The following is a 21,886-nucleotide window of genomic DNA, read 5'->3' as shown; positions in this document are numbered from 1 at the left end:
TTGAATGTGCATATCGGGAAGAACGTCAACCGGATTTTTGTGCAAATTCCTGAAAACGTCAACGAAAATTTGGGGCGCCACCCTGCGACTTCAGGTCAATGTAGCAACGAGTGCGTCGTATCGACTGATCAGGTCGAGAACGGTTTGCTTGGTCACGGCACTTACAGCTATGCCGGGCAAAAGCTGCTGGCATCGGTGTAGCAGAGCGTTGAGCTTCAGAGAAAAGGCGCGCAAAAAAGCTGACCGCATAGAGAGCCGCTCGCGCGGGTCTGGTGAGGGAGGGCGTCCCCAAACGGCCTCCGCGCGCCTCAAAACGGCATTTCACCAGCCCCGCAACTGTTGCCGTGCGGAAAGCTGACAATTCGACTAAAAATTTTTCCTGCCGTGGTGGTCGCCTCTGACGCGCGCCCACCCATGGAATCCCATGAAAATCAGCGACTTAAACGCGGTGATAGGGTTTTTTGAGGTAACACGTATCAATAATTTACCCATAAAAATCAATGAGTTACATATTTACCGCGCCAAATTTCTGATGCATCATGTGATTGACCAAAGCATCACGGAAATTTTCAAATCTTTTCCAATATGAGCCGACACACTCTTAGCCTCGAAGAGGCGCGGGCAAATTTCGAAGCTCAAGGCGTGGCTGTCACGGACTGGGCTGAGGCCCACGGATTCAAGCGTGAGGACGTATACGCGGTCCTTAACGGCAGAACGAAAGGCCGTCGGGGACAAGCTCACTGTATCGCGGTCGCGCTGGGACTGAAATCAACAGAGGTGGTACTGGTTAGCAAGGTGCCGCCAGTGGACACCTATACCGAGACCCCATCGTCAGACAAGGAGATATGCATGTCCAAAACCTAATCGAAGATTTGGGGACTTAAAAGCGCAAAGGCCAGTTATCTCTGCAAAAGATAACTGGCCTCAAGGATTCGCGCGTCGGTTGCTCACCTAACGCCTATATCCTGCTCCGGCTCGACGCTGCTGTCAAGTAGCGTGGACGTGCCTGCTCGCACGCCTATCGGCCATCGCGCGTATCTGCTCCCTTTGTTTTCAGTCGGCCACCTCGCCGGATGGTTCCATCCGTGCCTGTTGGCCCCTAAACGTAAGCGTCTGGTGACGGGCGCAATGGAGCAAACTCGTGTCGACAAATCGTTGTCGTTTTCATTCCGCCCAAAATCCGGTCACACGTACCGCGGCTAATCACTGAGTTGACCCGCATAGTGTGCTACCTACATTCCCTCAAAGTATTGCTGGGCCAGCCCGGATTGGTCGCTATTTTCACGCCTGCCGCGGAATTCGCACCGCCGTTGACTCTACAGTGGGTCATGGCAGGAGGGGGGAAATGAGCCGATCCCCGTCCTATGGCACCCGCAGCCGCCGCACCTCCACGACTAACGCTGGCGTCCGGCTCACGGCACGGACGTACGGCAAGGCCCGCATCGGCACCTATGCCGAAAAGGCCGCTGGCCACATCACCGTCGAATCCGACGCTGAACGCCTTGTGGCGCACATGCTGTGCATCGACCCGCGCGTGCGCTCTTTCAGGCAACAACCGTTCACTGTTGACTTGGTCGGTGAACGGCTGCTTTTCACCCGTGAGGAATTGTCCGAGGCGCGCCAAGCGCGTGGTGGACGTGCCGGGGAGGTGGAGTACACGCCGGACTTCGCTACTGTTCAGGCGGACGGACTGCAGCTCGCATACGAGGTGAAGCTCGAAGGCTTTGAGGGGGATGGCCGGTACTGGGCAAAGGTAGAGCTGGCCCGGGAAATCATGGAGGCATACTGCTACCCGCTATTAACGGTGGTCGTACCTGCTGATGAGCGGCACCCGGTTCTAGTCAACGCTCAACTGTTGAAGCCCGCAATAGCGCGTGCCCGCGAATATCTAACGCCGGACGTCATCGACCGCGTCGAGGGCTATTGCAAATCGGGCCCGGTGCTGCAGCGTGGGCTGTGCGCCGACCTCCAGATCGCGCCCGGGTTCATTCCGCCGCTGCTCGCCGTGGGCGTCCTGCAAGCCGATCTAGCACATCACCATATTTCCGGCGCACTGGAATTGTCGGCCGGGTATGGCGATCTGAGCCACCTGTACCTGATTGAGGAGCTGCAGCCATGATGTCCGACTTGCGCGTCGGAGACAAACTGGCGCTCCCCGGTAAACCGGACAGCTACCTCGAGGTGCTAGACAGCCGCCTGCATGCAGGCTCCATCCATCTCTTCGACGCCGAAAAACGTGCGAACCAGTATGTCGACTACGACATCATCCGCGCCCGGATTTCGGCGGGCAGTATGGTCCTGCATCGAAGGGGGATGCCGCGCGTCAGCATCGCGGCGCAGTACGACGATCCGGAACTGCACAGTAAATTCAGCCTGTTGAACGACGCACTACGGCGTATCGATGCCATCCGGGAGCAACGAGGCCTGTCGTTTAGCAAAGCGATACCTCTCGCCCGCGAGACCTATCTGGTGGAAAACGCAGACGCCACCCTCGTCTGCCTGTTTCCGTCGCGCGCAACCCTGTACCGGGCACACAGCAATCAACTGCTCGGCCTGCCGGTGATCAGGGGTGGTAAAAATAAAGGCAATGCAACGGCCAGGTATTCGCTCGATCTTGTTGAATTCGTCAACGAGGTCATCCAGGACAAATTCCTGATTCCGGAATCCAGGTGGACGGTCCTCGACCTGACGGGGTATGTCAACCGTGAGGCTCGTCGCCGTGGCCTCCACGTTGCGAAGAACGCCATCAGCCGCAAGTTCGTGTGCGCAAGGATTAATGATCTGACCGTTGATGCCGAATACGACCGGATGGACCCGCTCAATCGGGTTGCCGGCAAATCGTTCGCGAAAAAGCGGATACGGGCAGCGTTCGCATTCGCCCGAATTGAGCAGGACGCTCTGCACTTGCCATTCGTTGTAACGACAGCCGACCGCATTGCCCGGACCGTCTATCTGGTTCTCGCAGTTGATGTCTGTACCGGATATCCCGTGGGATGGCACCTGGTCATCGGTTCGCCACGCGAGATGGACTCGCTGTTGTGCATCGAGATGTATCTGACTCCCGCCAAGGCAGCCCGGTTTGAAGAACTTGGAATCACTCATGCGCCGAACGTTTACGGTACACCAGGACAGGTCATTTTTGACAATGGCCCGGAGACAAAAGGTGGGCGAATCATCCGCCTCGAGCGGTTAGGAATGGATGTGAAGCACTGCAAAGCAAAAGAGGCACAGGGAAAGCCTTTCGTCGAGCGACTGAACAGGTCGCTTAAGGAAGCCTTGCAGCTTCTCCCTGGTTGCACGCGCTTCGAGGGAAAGGATGGCGTGCGCGACCCCGTCGCGCAGGGCGACGAGTTGATGAGCGTCGAAGCTTTGGAAAAGTGGATCGTCGGCTGGCTCTATAAGGATTGGGTCAACACCCCGCTCGACCGGCTGCGCTGGGACGAACTTCTGGTCGATTCGGTCAAGGGAAAGACACCGTGCGAACGCCTCACTCACCAGCTTGAGGAGTTGGGATTACCGATCACCTTGCCGCCACCGCGTCAGGAATGGATGGCCGCACTCTTCGAGCACAAGATGTGCACATTGAGTGCGAAGACGGGCATCACGGTTGAGCGTGGTTTCAGATACAACGGCGATGCCATGTCATACCTGCTGGGCAAGTATGGCGACAGTACGCAACTTCATGTGCTCTACAACCCCGACGACTTCCGTCAGGTGTATGTATTCGAAGCAGATGATCTTCCGCTTGTCACGCTGACACACCGCCATGTTCGCCCGGACACGCCCGCATGGACCTTTGCCGAAGCCAAGGAGCGATTTGATTCAGGCATGGCTAACTGGACGGTCCCAGAGGAAAAGGTCCAGTTCGAGCGAGAAATGGACGAGGCGGCCATCGGAGGGAGGAAAGTTAATAAGTCGAAGACTCGCGGCAAGCGGGAGGAAAACAGGGAAACCGTGCGCCTCGCCAAAGATAATTCAGCCGCCCAGCGTGCCATCGACCGGCCGCTTTCAGCGGGAGCGCCGTTTGGACCGGCACCTTTGACCAATCCGTCGTTGCCGGTAGAAGAGCCTAAGCACGGCGTCATCTCATACGACGATGCGCCATCAATGGCCATCCTGGACCGAAACACTGGAGAAAAACTGCTGTGACGCCAGCCCAACAATTGCGAAAAAAAATTGAGGGATGCGAACTAGAGCATCCCATGTTCGTTGAGCATCTCATTGCGCTCAAACGGCGCATCGATGACGCTCTCGCTGGGTTCGCACCTAAAATTATTCGCGTTCCTGGTCCGAGCCGTGTGGGTAAATCCTCGCTGATCGCCAGGCTGTCGCGTGAGTACCCGGCCAACCGCATCGACGGGCGGCGACATGTGCCCGTACTGGTTGTTAAGGTGCCTCCTTCCGCAACGGCAAAGGTGCTTCCGAAGAGTGTGCTGGCTGCGTTAGGCATCAAGGCTCCTCGCAGCATGACGGCCGACGCGATGGTCGACCTGATGCTCGAGCAGCTTCGCCTGGCTGGTACACGCGTGGTCATCTTCGACGAGATTTCGCATCTCGTTGAAGAGGGCTCACGGGTGCCTCCGCGCGCAGCAAGCGATTGGCTCAAGACGCTTTCGGACACACTCGACATGACGCTGATTCTCTTCGGCATTCCGCGACTCGAACGGCTTTTCTCGTCTAACGAACAACTGCGCAGCCGCGCTTGTCCCGGCCGCAACCTTTTGCCGTACGACGCGACTGACCCCGACCAGATGACCGCCTACGGCTCGTGCGTCGTCAGCTACGCTCGCCTGTTCTCTGCAGCGGGTTATCCGATCGACGTACCCGCTCAGGTGCTCATACAGCAAAGTTATCTGCTCACTGGTGGCCTGATAGGCGTGCTCGCTGACTTTATGCGTGAACTGGCCAGTTTGATGGCGAACGAAGCGCCGCGCGCCATTACATACACTGACTGCCAGCGGGCGACTGAATCCGTCAGCCACGCTGGGTCACCGAACAGACTCGCTTTCGAGGATTCTGGCATCGACGGCACGAGCGTGGAGCCCGCGGCACTGCGCCAGGCATATGTGCATGTCCTGCAGAGTAACGCAGCGTCGGTACCTGTTCGCAAAAAATCAGGAGTTAAACAATGAGCCTCGTTCTCACTCACGCGCCCAAGGACGACGAGTCCGGGATGGGGTACTACCGACGCCTTGCCGCAGGCAATGCGCTTTTCAGCTGGCGCGACCTCGCGAGTATCGCGGGTGTCGAGCGTAACCGCCGAGCCCTGCTCACACGCACGGACGATGTAGCCCGTAACCTGGGCCTGGAACCGGCGTGGACCGAATTTGCCCGACAGCAGGAAACCCAATGTCGGGATTGGGGACGCCTGCACCGTGCGCAAACTGACGCCGTTTGTCCTGCGTGCCTGACTGATTCGCCTTACCTGCGACATTGCTGGGAACACGCCTATGTCACGACATGCCCGCAGCATCGAATCCTGCTGGTCGATCAGTGCGACGCCTGCGGGAAACACCTGTCGCCGGAACGGCTCTATATTGGATTGTGCTCGTGTGGTCATGACCTGACGAGCCTGCCGCGCGTGACCGCGACACGGGCACAGCTGTGGCTGTCTACGCTGATTGCAGGTAACGGGTATCAGTCCGGCAACGTGAAGCCGCTTGTACAGGGCGTGGACATGAATGTGCTGATGAAGGTCATCCGCACACTCTGCCAGTATGTAGACCCGACGCGCCCCGGGTTACCGCGGAGCGCGGCATTGCCGAAATCAGTCGTCGAAGCGGTCGAATTTCTCTCGCCGCTCGAAGCGTTGCTGGCCGACTGGCCAATGGGCTTCAGGAGCCACGTCGAGCAGCGCATTACCGCAGGTCGCAAGGATGCCCGCACGCTGAACACGTTGCTTGGCGACTGGTACATCGGCCTGCGCAAGCTCTGCCAAGGCACGACGCTCGACCCTTTGCTCCAGATCATCATCGACGTCGCAGCTCGGAAATCGGATTGTGTGCTGGGCCTGGATTCGGCCAAAGAAATGGCCGAGGATGCAACCGGATACATGCGCGCGCCGGATGCGGCAAGGGCCATCGGCGTCAGCGTGTCACGTCTGCACGACTCCATTATGGCCGGCGAGTGTGAGCACCGTGCCCGACGCACTGGAACACGTGGTCACCTATTCGAAATTCCGTGCGCTGAGGTTGAGCGCATTCAGCGACAACGCGCCGGATGGATTTCCGACATCGTTGCCTGCGAACTCGCAGGCGTTCCACCCGTTGTGCTCGAACGCATGAAAGCGGCTGGTGTAATCCAGTCGGATGTCCACTGGCGCGAAGACCTGATGAAGGGTGGTGCGGTCGAGCGCCAATCCATCCTTGATCTACATGAGCATGTGCGGCGATCAGTTCAGCGCGCTGTGGTGGCGGATGATTCGACGCTCACATGGGCGGAGCTGACCAGCAGACGTATGGGTGACCGACGGGCCATCGAGGCGCTGATGCAGGCCATCACAAATGGCAAGGTGAACGCCGTCGCATGTGGTCGGACACTGGGCGAAATGTCCTTCCTGAGGACGGACGTGTCGCAGTATTTTGGCACGCCGCTGCTGGAGGCCGGCATGTCGGTTCAGCAGTTGGCCAAAGCCACTGGATGGAAATGGGAGTCCATCCAGAACTGGTTGGACGAAGGACTGCTGGCATCGGAACTGATTCAACGACGTGGGCAGCCTTGTCGCGTCGTGCTGCCGCAGCAGTTGCTGGAGTTCCGGCAAACATATGTTCCGCTGGCAGACCTGGCGCATGCCATGGGTACGAGGTCGTCTGCACTGTCACGTTTGTTGCACGGCGTCGAACTGGTCGGCGCGAAAAAGCTTCCTGATGGTGCCACGCGGGGCGCGCTGATACGCATTGCCGAGCTCGGCCGGTTGGCGGTTATCGGTGCGAGAGCCGGGCACGACCTCTTTATCCCCGCATCGTTGACGCCATGAAAGGGAGAGCGTTGCGTCGAACCACCTCCGTGTATTGACCTGTGATGCATGCGCCGGTCAATACGCGGTCGGTTTGCATATGGTATTTCCGGGTCTACACGAAGAACTGAAGGGTCTGACGTTCCACGTCCAGGAGACTGCAATGCCCATCTGGAAACTACGTCCCTCTTCCGAATCGCCGACGATTCGGTTATCGCAATGGCGCATAGCGGCACGTCGTCTACCCGAAGATACATAGCATTGCTATATCATTCACCTTCAATCATTCGGCGGCGTTACTCCAGCGATGCTGGGGTCTTTCCAATCAGTTAAGACGCGCGCGCCCTGCGCCCGTGCCTTCGCCTCTGCTTCCGTGCGCTCCCGCATAAACTTAGGAACCAGGCTTTGATACTTGGCGCGTCCAGCCTCGTAGGTAGCGCCATACAGATCCAGCCACGACGCCTCGGATTGAATCTCCGCATCAAGTTGATCACCCAACACGATTGGTAGCTCAGGCGAGCGATGGTCCTTGGCGTACGTTAAGTCGATAAACGCCCCATCCGAATACCACCGCCAGGTAACGCTATTTCCTCGAGATAAATGCTTCCATTGATCCAATGTCAATTTGTAATTCGGATCTCCATACACTATGGACGATGGCGATACGAACGTCCGACCGCCATATCCTGCGGGTTCGAAGACGTACGTATCCAAACCCTCCAATCTTGGCGTTGAAAGTGGAATGTACCGTTTCCATCCGGCGGCATTGACGCGCGCGATGACATCCATCACGTAGCGGTACGTTGCTTCGTCATAGGTATCGAACGCCGCTGTATCATGCACGTCCTTCGGCGAAGTCGGCACCTTGAATCTCAAATGGATGGTTCGTATTTTCCCGCCTTCCTCGGTATCCGACATGAACTCGACGTCGGTGGTTTGCGGGAAGACGACACCGTGCTTTGGGTCTCTGAGTTGGAACACGGGTTCCACACCCGTCGCGATCCTACTCGCGTCGTACATCAAGGCCGTCGCGATATGCGATTTCTTGATCGGCACCTTGGCCTCGCGCATTATTTGATCGCTATCATCGCCAAGACCAAACACCAAATTCGGTTGCATTTGCTCTTTTCCCTGTTGTACCTGTGGAGCGCTGACTGCGCTCCAACCCAAACCGGCCGCCACGAAAGCGGCAATAACTATGCTCACGACTGCGACGATGGATCGCCTACGCATCTTTCCAACCTGCGATTGTGGAAATCTGTCCAATCATATACTCGCGGTATCGGTCACGTGTCATTAAGAAATGGTATTTATCAAGTATCTTCTGGACATAAAGCATGCGATCTTGCGTTAGATAAAGCTTGCCCTCATCCATTTTTACTTTGATGTCATCCTCTGACAGACCATATGGCTTAAGTTGTTGATGAGAAATTTCCGGAGTGATCTCTGCAGAAGCATTAAAAAACACCGTGGGATCCTTCGCGCCAGAGAATGCACGAAGTACTGGTAGCCGTCCGAAGTCGTTCATATCGATAGCCGACCGAAACTCGGGATGGTCGTAGACCATCGCTTGCAGATGCAGCGTTTGCTCGTGGTTCAAGAATGCCCACGCTGCGCGATAGGCGTAGGATTTTCTCTCATCGCTACTGGATGATGCTTCATAGAGCTCTAACTGGGCAAATCCCGTAGAAAGATGACCAGTAATCTGACAGTTCTTCATCTCCGCTAACGCTGAGCCATCCTTGATCAGATCATCTCCGATCACAATCATCGGGTTGGCCTTCTTGCGCAAGGCGTGAATGAGGCCATCATTCTGACCGGTCGCCCACGGTAGCGCCTTGACGATAGGCTTTACCTTCTCGTCGTAGGTGTCCACATTGCGTCGAGCTTTGCAGTGCTCAAACAATTCCTTGCCGTATTTCTTATAGAACAAGTGCCACGTTGTCACTTCCAGAAACACCCAAAGATTGCCTTTCGCGAGATAGTAGAACGTGACCACGGCCGACGCACGTGCTTGAGCGATTGCCGCCTGTGGCTTGTCCCAGGACAGGAACTGCAAAGCCAGTTCCATTCCGGCGACTACCTCTTTCGCTGCAAATGCAGCCAGCCCGGGCCAGTAAAATCTCCCAGCTTTGTCTGTGCTCTCATCACCCAAAAACAGCTGCGCATAATTTCCAGCAGTGCGTTTGGCGCGCCGTATCGGATCCTGTAAGAACATCTGGTCTTTCGATTCCAGTGCGATGTTCTCCATCTGCGTGGACGACCACTGATCCTCGCACGACACCGTGCAATCCTTGCAGGAATCAGGCGTCTGGTTAAGCACGCCTTCGCCTAACATGCGGCCCTTCAGATAAACCGTGCCTTCGTCACTATTGATTAACGAATCGCCTGCCACATCCCTCTCCTACACACGTCAATCGAATTGATCGGAACCGCTCTTGATGTTGGGTATGTGCAAAAATGCCTTGATCGAATCTGGCGTGTTGCTGAACGCTCGTGAGGTCATGCCTTGCAGGTTCGAGGCGGTTTTCAGTTGATCGGTGTGCATTTCCAGCAAGTGATCCATGCTGGGCATAGTCTTTCCGAGCTCATCTTTGAATGACAATGCTTCGTCATACAGTCCATCCGTTTGTTTGAAAGCACCCAGATTTGTCCGAATTTCCGCGGGCCCGCTGAAACTATGCTGACCGCCTTTGATATCGACCTTGCCGGGCGCATGAATCTCGACGTTGCCGCCTTTCAAGCGGATATAGGCACCGGCCGATGTTAGAAGAAGCTCCTGCTTCGCAGCCGCTTCAATTCTTTCCGTTGCAGACAGCAGCTTTATCGTCTTCTGCGCTGTTAGTTCAATATTATCCGCGTGCGCTTGCATCTCGACCTTGCCCTTGGCCGCAAAGAGTTTCATCCCCGCGTTCTGAGCGAATAGACTGAGTTTCTCCGCGACGCCGGCGATCAGCGATTTGCCCGTCGCAATATGCGTGCTCTGGCCGCTCACGAAATTCGTCTGTGCGTCACTCGAGATGTGAACGGATTTCTGCGTAGACAGAGCAACGCCGGACGGACTCGCAAACACCATGACGGGCTCCTTGAATGCGTTGGCATTGCCCGTGCCGCCGCCCGCAGTGTTGCCGCCCGACGCTGAACCTGCAACGCTGTTCTTCGTTGCATCGGTGAATGACTTCAGTGAGTCGTAGCCGTCCTTGAGGCTTTCCGCTTGGTGCGTGGTGCTGGTACTAGAGAGCGCTTCCATCACGCTTTCAGAATTGACAAGTTGTCCACTCGCCTCGCGCGCATCCAGTGGCTGGTTGCTTGCTGGGTGGGTCGTGACGTACAGACCCTGGCCTGCACGCACTGCGCCATACGCATCGGACTTCAGGTCGAAGCCGCTACCCAGATATTCCCCGCGCGTGTTGTCAGTCTGTGCGATGAGGTAGCCCAGGTGCAGATGCGCATTCGTGCTGCTGCTGTACAACTGCATACGGCTCTGGCCCGTCGCATCATCCATTACCATCTGGTTGTAGCCGCTGCCTTGATATTCCTTCGACTTGTATCCCGATAGGATGCCGTTGGAATGCCAATTCGGTTGCGTCGCACCGTTATAGATGCGACCTGTTACCAGTGGCTTGTCGCAATCGCCACCTGCCCAATCGATCAGAACCTCTTCACCGACTCGTGGCACGTGGACACCGCCATATCCGCCCCCCGTATCGGACATGGCGACCCGCACCCAGCACGACGCTTTTTCGTCGCCGTCATTAAGACGGTCCCAATGAAAGTGCACTTTGATGCGGTTGAGCTGGTCGGTGTACACCTCTTCGTTGGCCGGACCAACGACAATGGCCGACTGCAGGTACATCGTTGGTTTGTGATGCTCAAGCGGGCTGCGAAACGGCACGACCTTGCGTTGCGCTTCGATTTCAACGAGAAAGAAACCTTCGCTGCCATCGACGTGTGTGACCGTCAGTGCATGTGTTGGCGGTGCATGATTTGCGCGGACCTTAGCCAGTTCGCTTTTCAGGCTGTGCGGGAAATCGGCGGCCTGGCTGGACACCGGCAGGTTGTTTTCAATAGACCATGCGACCTCGATAATAACGAATTGCCGGTTCTGGGTGCTATCCGAAGCATGGGCAGGATGATTATCTAGTTCGAACCAGCGGCCGGCGTCCGCCTGCCTCACACCGCCGGAACCGGAAAAGCGCTTTGCTCGCGATTCCCATTCTTCCATGCGGATCTTCGACAGTTGATCGCCTCGGTCCTGGTCGCCGTAGGTGTAGGCGCCGGTGTATTCATATACTTCTGCTTGCTGCGGCAGGTTCCCTTGCGTAGTCAACGTCGGTATGTTCGTACCCTTCGGATTGGCCGATGAAGCTGGGGCTTTGTAATCGAAGGTGCGGGTGGTGAGCGTCGTACTTTGCAATGTGCGCGTGCTTGACCACTGCAGCAGCGCATTGGTTTCACTGTTGGTACCTGCTCGATAGAACTCGACAGTTTGCGGTGAAAGTGGCTGGAGCGTATCGAGAGTGTCTGTCACAACAAGCGTGTGCGACTTGCCGTCGCTGGCCTGCTCGAAGTAGCCAAAGAGCCCTTCGTTTTCCATCAGCCGATGGGCAAAATTCCAGTCATCTTCGTATTGAACGCAGAACGATCGCGAGGGGAGTGGTTTGCTCAATGCGAAGCGAAATGCCCCTTGTGCCTGCGGGTGCATGTTGAAAACATCGGTCAGTATTTCGTCGGCAGATTTATCTTGCCAGATGCGTGCATCTTTTCGAAAGCGCAGGAAATGCAGCCACGACGCAAAGGCAATCTGATAACTCGTAAGTCCGCTATCTGATCCCAGACGCCGCGCGGTGTGGACATAGCCTTGGTGAGGCAGATAAGACTTATCGCTTTGCTGGATCCATAACGTAACGGGTTGGGCAATCAGAGTTTTGAGCTCGATCGTGTCCGAAGTGGAAACAACATCGGCTGTGAATTCGTAATGGCGGCCAATTCGTGAATAACCGACAACGCGTTGCGGAAGCAGGACATTGTTGCCCAGCGGGCTATCAAGCTTCAGCAGACGGTCGCTCTGAACGAGTCCGCCAGTCATTGCCCCAATTATGTCCTGAGCTCCCATACCGCCTCGTCTCTGTTGTCAATTGTGCCGCCGCGCTCTGCGGGATTCTACAAAGCTTCAGAAAAATCAACCAGCTAACTTATATCGAGTAAGGATGGGAACGATTTTGCTAGCACATTCTGAATATGCGTCGAGCATGACAACGTTGCAGCATCGTTGCAGGCACCTCGCATAGCCACAAGCAAATTATTTTCGGCCAATATGTCATTTGTACCGATATCAAACCATTTCCCATGGATCCAGAAATTTATTCCGATTTAACATTTGTTTTTGAATATGCGATTGCTGCAAACGTCTGATCTTTTGTATTATCGCGCGATAGCGCGGGGGCGCAAATTGAATAAATAAGAGGCGGTATGGGTGCGCAGGACATTATCGCGGCAATCAAGGGGGGGCTGGCACAAAGCGACCGTCTGCTTAAACTGGACACGCCATTGGGCGCTAATGTCCTTCTGCCGCAAAGACTGGTGGGCCAGTCGCGGCTCGGGCGAGATTACGAATTCACGCTCGACACCGTTTCAACCAACGACGGTATCGAACTCAAAACGCTGATTGCCCGGCCGGTGACGCTGTGGATGCAGCAAACCGACCAGTCCTACGCCCCGCACCACGGTTATGTCCACACCGCGCGCCGGTTGGGCTCGGACAGCGCGATAACCAGTTATCAGATCGGCTTTGTGTCGTGGATGCATTTTCTGCACTTCAGAAAAGATGCACGTATCTGGCAGGATAAACCGGCTGATGAAATTCTCACCGATGTATTCAATATGCATCCGCAGGCGCAGGGCGCATTCCGCTTCGCCTTGCGCAATACGTTGCCGCAGCGCTCGTTCTGCGTCCAGTACGAAGACGACTGGAATTTCTGTCAGCGCTTGATGGAAACTGAAGGGCTGTTCGGCTATTTCGAGCAGGCCACTGACGGCAAATCGCACACACTAGTGATCACCGATGACATCGGCAGCCTGCAGCCGCTGTCGCCGCAGACGGTGGATTTCTACCGCTCAGGCACGAACAGCGAGACCGATGCCTTCGTCCAGTGGAGCGGTACGCGCACGCTGCAGAGCACGACGCTCACCACGCGAACGTTCGACTACAAGTCGGCGTCTTCGGGGGCGAACCCGAAGGGCACGACGGTCCCCACGCTGGGCACCCAGGGCAACCTGCCGCAGCAGGCCGAGGTGTACGAATACACGGGCGCCTATACGTACGGTCAGCAGGACCGTGGCGATCAGCTGTCAAAGATTCGGATGGAGGAGTGGGAGTCGCGCGCGAAGCGCTTCCACGGTGTGGGCGCGGTACGCAGGATCGATACGGGCCGCTGGTTCGAACTTGTAGACCACCCAGGTCACAGCACCGGTAGCGAGCAGGAGCGGCAGTTTGCCGTTATCAGCGTTGAGTGGGTGATCGAGAATAACCTGCCGGTTTCAAGCGGCACGACGGACTTCCCGCATAGCCTGAACGGACCTATCGCCGCAGCTCGCGCCGCACACGGCTCGGACCAGACACTGGTCGTCAAGGCAGCCGACGGTAGTGAAGGCTTCTTCATGGCAACCGTTGAAGCACAGCGCAAAGCCATCCCGTTCCGCAGCCCGCTCGAGCACAGCAAGCCGAAGATGCACATGCAGACGGCCATCGTGGTCGGCCCGGCGAATGCAGAAGTCTTTACGGACGAGCTGAATCGCATCAAGGTCCACATGCATTGGGATCGTCTCAATGACGGAGATGAGAACGCGTCGTGCTGGATGCGCGTGGCCCAGTCAGATACCGGTGGTAGTTATGGCGCAGTGCATGTGCCTCGTATCGGCGAGGAGGTGATCGTATCTTTCCTCGATGGCGACTGCGACAAACCGATCGTCACCGGACGTGCCTATAACGGCGCGAAGACGCCGGACTGGAATTCGAACGGAATTCTGTCGGGTTACAAGTCGAAGGAGTATCAAGGCAGCGGCTACAACCAGATGGTGATGGACGATGCGACGGGGCAGAACCGCGTGCAGCTTTACAGCACGAGCACGAATGCGCAGCTGCATCTCGGCTATCTGATTGCGCAGACGGGTAACTCGCGCGGCGAGTATCTGGGGAGTGGCTTCGATCTGAAGTCGGATGCGTATGGCGCGGTCCGGGCTGCGCAAGGCCTGTACGTATCGACGCATCCAGCAACCGGCGCGTCGAGCCAACCGCTCGAAGTCCGTGAGGCCAGAAGCCAGTTGGTGAATTCGGAAAGCGTCATCGAAGCGCTTTCGCAAGCCAGCGAAACGCACCAGGCGGAAAGCTTGAAGGACGGCCACGACTCGCTAAAAACCTTCGCTGACGCTACGCAGAACAGTGTCTCAGGCGCCGCAAGCAGTGGTGGTAACACAGCCGGTGGTGGGACAGGCAACGCGAACGTGTTCAAGGAACCGATCATGCTGTTCGCGACCCCTGCGGGTATCGCGGTGTCAACGCAAAAGTCCGCACACGTCGCGACGGATCAGCACGTCAATCTGGTTAGTGGTCAGAGCACGCACATCGCGACCGGCAAATCGCTAATTGCGAGTGTGTCGGAGAAGATCAGTCTGTTCGTGCAGAACGCGGGCATGAAACTCTTCGCGGCGAAGGGCAAGGTTGAGATTCAGGCACACTCCGACGGCGTCGAATTCACGGCTCAGAAGACCTTGAGAGTGCTGTCTGCAACGGAAAAAATCGAAGCTGCGGCCGACCAGGAAATTCTCCTTACGTCGGGCGGCGCGTATATCCGCCTCAAGGACGGCAACATCGAGATTCATGCACCTGGCACAGTCGATATCAAAGGCAGTCCGCATACATTCGACGGTCCCGCTCAGACTAACTACCCACTGCCGTTACTTCCAACGTCCCAATACGAGGCCGCGATGCAGTATTTGTATCACGACAATGAGCCGGTTCAGGGCGCCAAGTACATCGCAACGCTATCGGACAACACTACGCGAGAAGGCGTATTGGACGCGCAAGGAAAAATGCATCTGGAAAATGTGCCGGCTGGCCCCGTCCAAGTCAAGCTCGGGCCTGACGTGCGTTCCTACGCGCGCAAGAATGTGACCAAAAATCCGGACTTCAAGGGCGAGTCGTTATCTGACGGCGACATCGAGTCGCTGATCCAGAAACACGGGGGAGCGTGATCGTGGGTTGGAGTATTGAAGATTTCAAAAAGACCTCGATGGAAGTCGGGCAATGGTGTTGGGGAACGATGCAGGGCGCGTTCAACGAGAAACAGACCATCTCCCAGATCATCACCGATGCGGTCATTGGGATGATTCCGATCCTCGGTGATGTGACAGCCGTGCGCGATCTACTCGCGGTCAGTATCGGCATGAGCACAGATCCAAGGAAACGACAGCAAGTCATGGAGTGGGTCCTGCTCGTCGTGCTCGTGTTTGCACTGATCCCAGTGGTGGGTGGTGTGATCAAAGGCGTAGGCCGACTGTCACTGCGGGTCGTGGGTGATGTGGCGAAAGACGAAAAGCTGCTGGGCGAGGTGGTGGAGTTCCTCAACCGGATGGGGCATGGCGACGCGCCCAAATGGCTGCGTTCACTGGATGTGACGAAGTATCAGGCAGAGATTCTCGCCAAATTCAAGAGCTTCTGCGCGACCGTGCATCGCACCATCGAGAAGACCCTCGATGCGAGTGTCGGCAAAATGTTGCCGACGCAATGGCACATGCAGTTGCAGACCGTCTCGGACGGATTCGAGGCGTTGCCGGACGTTGCTGACAAGATGGTACCGAAGGCGCTGGCGGAACTGGATAACAAGATCAAGGTGTTGCAGAACGCTGCGTATGAAGGCGAATCGAGGTCGATCGCGACGGGTGGAAAGCCGAAGGTGGAGCGTGAGTCGGAGGCGGTACTGGACGAGGGGGTTCGTCCTCGCAAATTTCCGCAGGGGCCTTATCCAGCAAGGTCGGCACGCGTGGATGGGCCATTGGAGGCGCAGTTGCAAGCGGAGTTTGGGCCAAAGATCAAGAAAGGCTGGCCAGATCTTTTCTATAACAAGGGCAAAATGCCTGTGTTTGGTGAAGAAGAGGTCTATCGGAGCATTGCCTCCTTTCACGGCGAGATTACCGCGCTGGAGGCACGGCAACTGGCTGGGAAAAAGCTTTATCGGGCATTTGGCAAGAAGAGTGAAGTGACGGCGGCAGGCAAGTCGGACGCCGGTGGTTTCTTTGGGGGCTCCTATTGGGGTGTGGGCGATGCCCCCAAGAACGCCGAAGAATGGCGCACGCGGTCTGCGGTTTTAGACGACTGGAATGCAAACGGTTTCCTCGTGGTCGCCCATCTGCCGGACAATCTCGCAGACCTCTGGCCTGAGGCTAAGGCGTGGATAGGCAAGATTTCAGAGCAGTACAGCGAAAAAGAACCCTTTCAATATCTCGAGGGTGGTGGCGAGCAATTACTTGCCAACTTCGGCAAGGCGATAACCGACAGAATTACGACCGTTGGCGAGACGGTGAAGGGTGCGGGTCATAGCGGTGTTCATACTGAAATCATCAATGGAGTACGCTTCGACTTCTTCAAGACGAACTGGGAAGACGTCGAGCGGGTGTATGGCTACGGAAAATCTGCGGAGGATACAAGCGCTGCGGCGACCCGCAAGCTTGCCAAAGACGAAGTCCGTGATAAATGACGGTCTAAGGCCACTGTAGGTAGCGTTAGTGACAAATGCGAGAGGGATCGAAGTAATGAATCAGTACGACATGCAAGACGACGTCACACGCCGCAAAATTTTTTGGCTGCTCCAGCGTCTGACCAGCTTATCCCTCTGGAAAGCAAAACATAGCGCCTTCAAGGTATTTGCCACCGCATACGAAACGGCAGTCAAGACATGGCCATCGACTGATCCGGAAGCGATGGATGCGGATCACCTAACGACGATCTATGAGATCCTGAGCCACTACGACAAAGGACTTAACGAACTTGCACACGGCCATCGCTTTGTATGGCGCAAGGGCGAGGCACTTGAACGGGTAATCAATCGATTCAACTATCTGGTTGGTTATTTCTATCGGGACCCAAAGTACTGGGAGCGCGGCAGTCAAATCCAGCCGTATCCGCCGAAGGTAGATTCGCTCGCTCGGCTGATGCACGCATCTCAAGTCCAGAAGGAGTACGCGCCGCTGGAGGTGTGGGGTACGGATTACAACTTCGCGTATCTTCAGGTACCAAACGGACTGCTGGACCGCAACGCGTACAACCATACGTTCTACGAACTCGCTTACCCGACTTTCCCCGAGGTTCTACCCAAAGTTCCCAACCCGCCTGGCCCAGTGATTCAGTCTGGCCAGACGGTTCCGTGCGATGGCATCTGGGAACCTGTCACCATCGAGCAAAGCCGCGTCTTCGGTGTCATTCCGCTCGGTGCAAAACTTTTCGGGAACAACGGATGTTTCAATTACTTCGTAGCAGATACGGTAGCGCCCAATTTCGAAGGATACGATAGCGCTACGTTCAGTTCGACGATCGTACCTACGCACTGGCGTCTGCTGTGGGAAGACACGCGGTATTCGAGCGGGGTCATTCCAGACGAATCGCAGTATTTCCTCGATGCGAGCAATCCAGCGGAGCCGGTGAATCGCGTGCCCGTCAAGCCAGTCCGCACTGGCGATATCTGCCCGGTCTCCGGCGAGTGGAGTACGGAGGAATACGGAGGCAAAACTGTGCACGTCGAACAAGGCGCATCCATGCCAGACCTGTTGGTGAAGGACAATCTCGGTGAGCGGAAGGTGCATTGGGTTACGTGGCACCTAATAAGGCACACGTAGTCAGTTAATCTGCGCGTGTTGCGACAACACTTCGGGGCGATGATCCGGCCTTGGTGTGCTGAGTGCGCGTCGGTCACCGTTCGTTGCAAAACAGTACTGAGATCGATCGTGTCCCCGGGTAGTTAGTGTTGGGTGACAAAGCGCGAAAGTCCGTGAAGTAATGTCCCTCGATTCAGATCTGACCGATAACTTCACCGGCAGTATTTCGTATCGAGCGCCGACAAGGGCAATCTCGTCGGCGGCAACATTCTGAATGTCTGGAAGTTAACTGAATGGCTACGTTTGATTTTGCCACTGGCACGCTGGCTATCGACGCGTCAACGAGCCTATTTTGTGGCAAACCATCGCCTGACGAGTCGCCTTTGACCGGCGCAACGGAACTGGCGAGGTACGGCGAGTGGGAAAACTATGGCGTCAAGAACGTGAAGGTCTGGGGCAAGATCTTTGGCGTGACAGCTCGCTATTACGCCAAAAAACTCGCAATGATCGACTTCGTGTGGGCCGATGGAGTTGCTAAAAAAATCGACTGGTCGACGACTGAGGATGACCTCGTGAAGGAAAAGAAGGCGCTATCAAAGATTATCGCGTCGGAGGCGCAATCGCCTTGCGTGTCCTCGACGATCGGCGCGGATACATTTGTCTTCAATTGGGGAATGCTTACGGTGCGTGTCGACCTGCGCTCAATGATTGTCATGACGAGCGTCGCATACACAGAGGAGAAATCCTAGGCGGCTGACATAATAGTTCGTCAAGCCGGGTTGAATGCGTGAAAACTTTAAGCCTCAGAGACACTATGAAACGATATTTGATTCTAAGCGGCGACAAAACGACAGCTAACGGCATCGTTCAGGCCGTGCCAACCACCATTCAACTGAGCGATAAGGACGTTGCCCATGAAGGAGATCCAGTCGCGTGCCCGGCTTGCAATACAACCGGGAAAATCCAGTGTGACGGGCCACGCCAGGTTATGACCGCGCCAGACGGAAGGCATGCCGCGTTAAGTGACGATCTATGCATTTGCGGCTGCCATCCGCCGCCGCGGCTGGTGTCCTCGCAGCAGATGATGTCTGTCGATGCCTAACCAGAGACTCATACCTCTGTCGCTGGCTTAACCCGCGACGGGCGAGATACTCCAAAAAAGCCAGGTATCTTTCTTTGCTGCAACATTTATGGGCATGCATGTTGTTTTTACCGAATCCATATGCGCGTCAAATCAAGACGAAACAAATTCCGATTTAACATTTGTTTTTGAATATGTGATTGCTGTAAACGTCTGATCTTTTGTATTATCGCGCGATAGCGCGGGGGCGCAAATTGCATAAATAAGAGGCGGCATGGGCGCGCAGGACATTATCGCGGCAATAAAAGGCGGCTTGTTGCAAAACGACCGCCTGCTTAAACTGGACACGCCACTGGGGGCTAATGTCCTTATGCCGCAAAGGCTGGTGGGGCATTCCCGGCTCGGCCGCGATTATGAATTCACGCTGGACGCCGTTTCAACTAACGACAATATCGAGCTCAAAACGCTGATCGCCCAGCCCGTGACGTTGTGGATCCAGCAGACCGATCAGTCCTACGCCCCGCACCATGGTTATGTCCATACCGCCCGCCGCCTGGGCTCCGACAGCGCCATCACCAGCTATCAGATCGGTTTTGTCTCCTGGATGCATTTTCTGCGTTTCAGAAAAGATGCACGCATCTGGCAGGATAAACCGGCTGATGAAATTCTCACCGACGTATTTAATATGCATCCGCAGGCGCAGGGTGCGTTCCGTTTTGCCTTGCGCAATACGTTGCCGCAGCGCTCGTTCTGCGTCCAGTACGAGGACGACTGGAATTTCTGTCATCGGTTAATGGAAACCGAAGGCCTGTTCGGCTACTTCGAACAGGCCAGCGATGGTAAATCCCATACGCTGCTAATCACCGACGATATCGCCAGCCTGCAACCGTTTTCGCCACAAACCGTCGACTTCTATCGCTCAGGCACGAACAGCGAGACCGATGCCTTCGTCCAGTGGAGCGGTACGCGCACGCTGCAGAGCACGACGCTCACCACCCGCACGTTCGACTACAAGTCGCCGTCGACAGGTGCGAATCCGAAAGGCACGACGATTCCGACGCTGAGCACCCAGGGCAATCTGCCGCAGCAGGCCGAGGTGTACGAATACACGGGCGCCTATACGTACGGACAGCAGGATCGCGGCGACCAGCTCGCGAAGGTGCGGATGGAGGAATGGGAATCGCAAGCGAAGCGCTTCCACGGCGTCGGCGCGGTACGCAGGATCGATGTCGGCCGCTGGTTCGAACTGGACAACCATCCCGACCACAGCACGGGCAGCCAGCAGGACCGGCAGTTTGCTGTGATCGCCGTGGACTGGGTTATCGAGAACAATCTGCCGGTCTCAGCCGGCACGACGGACTTCCCGCATAGTCTGAAGCAGACGATTGCCGTAGTTCGTGCACAGCACGCGAACGATCCAACGCCGCTCATAAAGGCAGCGGACGGCAGCGAAGGCTTTTTCATCGCGACCGTCGAAGCGCAGCGCAAGGCCATTCCTTTCCACAGCCCGTTCGAGCACCACAAGCCCGAAATGAGCATGCAGACCGCGACCGTGGTCGGGCCGCAGAGCGAAGAGGTCTTCACGGATTCGTTGAACCGGGTCAAAGTCCAGATGCACTGGGACCGCCTGAATCCTGGCGACGAGAACGCCTCATGCTGGATGCGCGTATCCCAATCGAATGCCGGTGGCGGACATGGCGGCGTCCACGTACCACGCATCGGTGAAGAGGTGATCGTCTCGTTCCTTGATGGCGACTGCGACAAACCGATAATTACCGGGCGCGTCTATAACGGCGCGAAGACACCGGACTGGCATTCAAACGGTATCCTGTCCGGCTACAAGTCGAAGGAGTATCAGGGCAGCGGCTATAACCAGATGGTGATGGACGATGCCACCGGCCAGAACCGCGTGCAGATGTACAGCAGCAGCGCGAACTCGCAGCTTCATCTGGGGTATCTCATCGCGCAGACGGGCAATTCGCGCGGTGCGTACCTGGGCAGTGGCTTCGATCTGAAGTCGGACGCATACGGGGCGATCCGGGCAGCACAAGGCATGTACGTGTCGACGCATCCGACCACGGGCACGTCGAGCCAACCTCTGGACGTCCGCGACGCGACCAGTCAGTTGGTCAATTCCGAAAGCGTGATTGAGGCGCTCTCGCAGGCAAGCGAAACCCATCAGGCAGAAAGCCTGAAAGACGGTCACGACTCGCTCAAGTCCTTCACCGACGCAACCCAGAACAGCGTCACAGGCACCGCAAGCGGCGGCAACACAGCCGGCGGCGGCACGGGCAGCGCGAACGCGTTCAAGGAGCCGATCTTGCTATTCGCGACCCCTGCAGGCATCGCAATGTCGACGCAGAAGTCTGCGCAGATCGCAGCGGGCCAGCACGTCAACCTCGTGAGCGGCCAGAGCACGCACATCGCGACAGGCAAATCACTACTGGCAAGCGTCAGCGAAAAAATCAGTCTGTTCGTGCAGAACGCGGGCATGAAACTGTTTGCCGCAAAGGGCAAGGTAGAAATTCAGGCCCAGTCTGACAACATTGAAGTCACCGCTCAAAAAAGCCTGAAGCTGCTGTCGGCGACGGAGAAAATCGAGGTGGTCGCGAAACAGGACATTCTCTTGACGAGTGGCGGCGCCTACATCCGGATTAAAGACGGAAACATCGAAATCCACGCGCCGGGAAAAATCGATATCAAGGGCAGCAGCCACTCTTTTGCCGGCCCGACCAGTCTTTCGAGCAAACCTTCGGCACTCCCCTCCGGAGAAGGCCCTTACAACGAGCAGTTCAAGATTCACGACAAACACACTGGCGACCCCGCACCCTATGTGCGCTACCGCGTCGAGACTGCGGAGGGCAAAGTGTTCGAGGGCATGACCGATGAACAGGGCCTGACCTCGCGCATCATGACAAGCGCGCCAAGCGCGCTGAAAGTTTTCCTTGACACCTGACTCTGGCCGAAGAGCACTCGCGCGT

15 protein-coding genes are annotated in these 21,886 nt (G+C 56.5%); 12 read left to right on the top strand and 3 right to left on the bottom strand.

Translation table 11 applies throughout. The annotated features are described in order from the left end of the window. From R8871_RS30790 to R8871_RS30765, 6 genes are all read left to right on the top strand, one after another. On the top strand, window positions 1–201 hold the full coding sequence (locus R8871_RS30790; RefSeq protein ID WP_175053840.1) for a hypothetical protein: 201 nt from the start codon (window positions 1–3) through the stop codon (window positions 199–201). A gap of 384 nt (window positions 202–585) precedes the next feature. Next, complete coding sequence (locus tag R8871_RS30785) at window positions 586–864, top strand: DNA-binding protein (RefSeq protein ID WP_175053839.1); 279 nt, start codon at window positions 586–588, stop codon at window positions 862–864. 481 nt (window positions 865–1,345) lie between these two features. Beyond that, on the top strand, window positions 1,346–2,119 hold the full coding sequence (locus R8871_RS30780) for a hypothetical protein (protein ID WP_175053838.1): 774 nt from the start codon (window positions 1,346–1,348) through the stop codon (window positions 2,117–2,119). Beyond that, a complete protein-coding gene (locus tag R8871_RS30775) occupies window positions 2,116–4,149 on the top strand; it encodes an integrase catalytic domain-containing protein (protein ID WP_175053837.1) in 2,034 nt (677 codons plus the stop codon). The genes R8871_RS30780 and R8871_RS30775 overlap by 4 nt, the downstream gene beginning before the upstream one ends. 53 nt (window positions 4,150–4,202) lie before the next feature. After that, window positions 4,203–5,132, top strand: a complete 930-nt coding sequence (locus tag R8871_RS30770; RefSeq protein WP_175053836.1) for a TniB family NTP-binding protein — start codon at window positions 4,203–4,205, stop codon at window positions 5,130–5,132. Further along, the gene (locus R8871_RS30765) at window positions 5,129–6,976 is read left to right on the top strand and encodes a TniQ family protein (protein ID WP_175053835.1); all 1,848 of its coding nucleotides are present in this window, start codon (window positions 5,129–5,131) and stop codon (window positions 6,974–6,976) included. The genes R8871_RS30770 and R8871_RS30765 overlap by 4 nt, the downstream gene beginning before the upstream one ends. 258 nt (window positions 6,977–7,234) lie before the next feature. On the opposite strand, the gene R8871_RS30760 is transcribed toward R8871_RS30765, so the two are convergent. From R8871_RS30760 to R8871_RS30750, 3 genes are all read right to left on the bottom strand, one after another. After that, window positions 7,235–8,074, bottom strand: coding sequence for a hypothetical protein (locus R8871_RS30760; RefSeq protein WP_246287881.1), 840 nt, complete (start codon window positions 8,072–8,074; stop codon window positions 7,235–7,237). Between the two features lie 106 nt (window positions 8,075–8,180). Continuing rightward, window positions 8,181–9,350: a DUF2515 family protein gene (locus R8871_RS30755; RefSeq protein WP_175053833.1), complete on the bottom strand. Its 1,170-nt coding sequence runs from the start codon at window positions 9,348–9,350 to the stop codon at window positions 8,181–8,183. 18 nt (window positions 9,351–9,368) lie between these two features. Beyond that, window positions 9,369–12,071 carry a type VI secretion system Vgr family protein gene (locus R8871_RS30750; RefSeq protein ID WP_175053832.1) on the bottom strand — a complete coding sequence of 901 codons (2,703 nt, stop codon included), beginning with the start codon at window positions 12,069–12,071 and terminating at the stop codon, window positions 9,369–9,371. Window positions 12,072–12,427: 356 nt separating this feature from the next. Between R8871_RS30750 and R8871_RS30745 the strand changes: the two genes are divergently transcribed. The 6 genes from R8871_RS30745 to R8871_RS30720 all read left to right on the top strand — a co-directional run bounded on the left by R8871_RS30745 (window position 12,428) and on the right by R8871_RS30720 (window position 21,861). Next, window positions 12,428–15,208, top strand: a complete 2,781-nt coding sequence (locus R8871_RS30745) for a type VI secretion system Vgr family protein (RefSeq protein ID WP_175053831.1) — start codon at window positions 12,428–12,430, stop codon at window positions 15,206–15,208. 2 nt (window positions 15,209–15,210) lie between these two features. Continuing rightward, a complete protein-coding gene (locus tag R8871_RS30740; protein ID WP_175053830.1) occupies window positions 15,211–16,710 on the top strand; it encodes a hypothetical protein in 1,500 nt (499 codons plus the stop codon). Window positions 16,711–16,765: 55 nt separating this feature from the next. Continuing rightward, entirely contained in the window at window positions 16,766–17,845 is a 1,080-nt protein-coding gene (locus tag R8871_RS30735; RefSeq protein WP_175053829.1) for an Imm72 family immunity protein, read from the top strand. A gap of 272 nt (window positions 17,846–18,117) precedes the next feature. Beyond that, window positions 18,118–18,573 (top strand): hypothetical protein, encoded by a 456-nt coding sequence (locus tag R8871_RS30730; protein WP_175053828.1) that lies wholly within the window; start codon window positions 18,118–18,120, stop codon window positions 18,571–18,573. A gap of 65 nt (window positions 18,574–18,638) precedes the next feature. Next, window positions 18,639–18,926, top strand: coding sequence for a PAAR domain-containing protein (locus tag R8871_RS30725; RefSeq protein ID WP_175053827.1), 288 nt, complete (start codon window positions 18,639–18,641; stop codon window positions 18,924–18,926). 253 nt (window positions 18,927–19,179) lie between these two features. After that, window positions 19,180–21,861, top strand: a complete 2,682-nt coding sequence (locus tag R8871_RS30720; protein ID WP_175053826.1) for a type VI secretion system Vgr family protein — start codon at window positions 19,180–19,182, stop codon at window positions 21,859–21,861. Window positions 21,862–21,886: the final 25 nt, after the last annotated feature.

This window comes from Paraburkholderia sediminicola (genome assembly GCF_902859805.1).
GTDB lineage: Bacteria > Pseudomonadota > Gammaproteobacteria > Burkholderiales > Burkholderiaceae > Paraburkholderia > Paraburkholderia sediminicola.
Note: the sequence above shows the minus strand (reverse complement) of the source record. Positions and strands in the feature narration are given on the sequence as shown.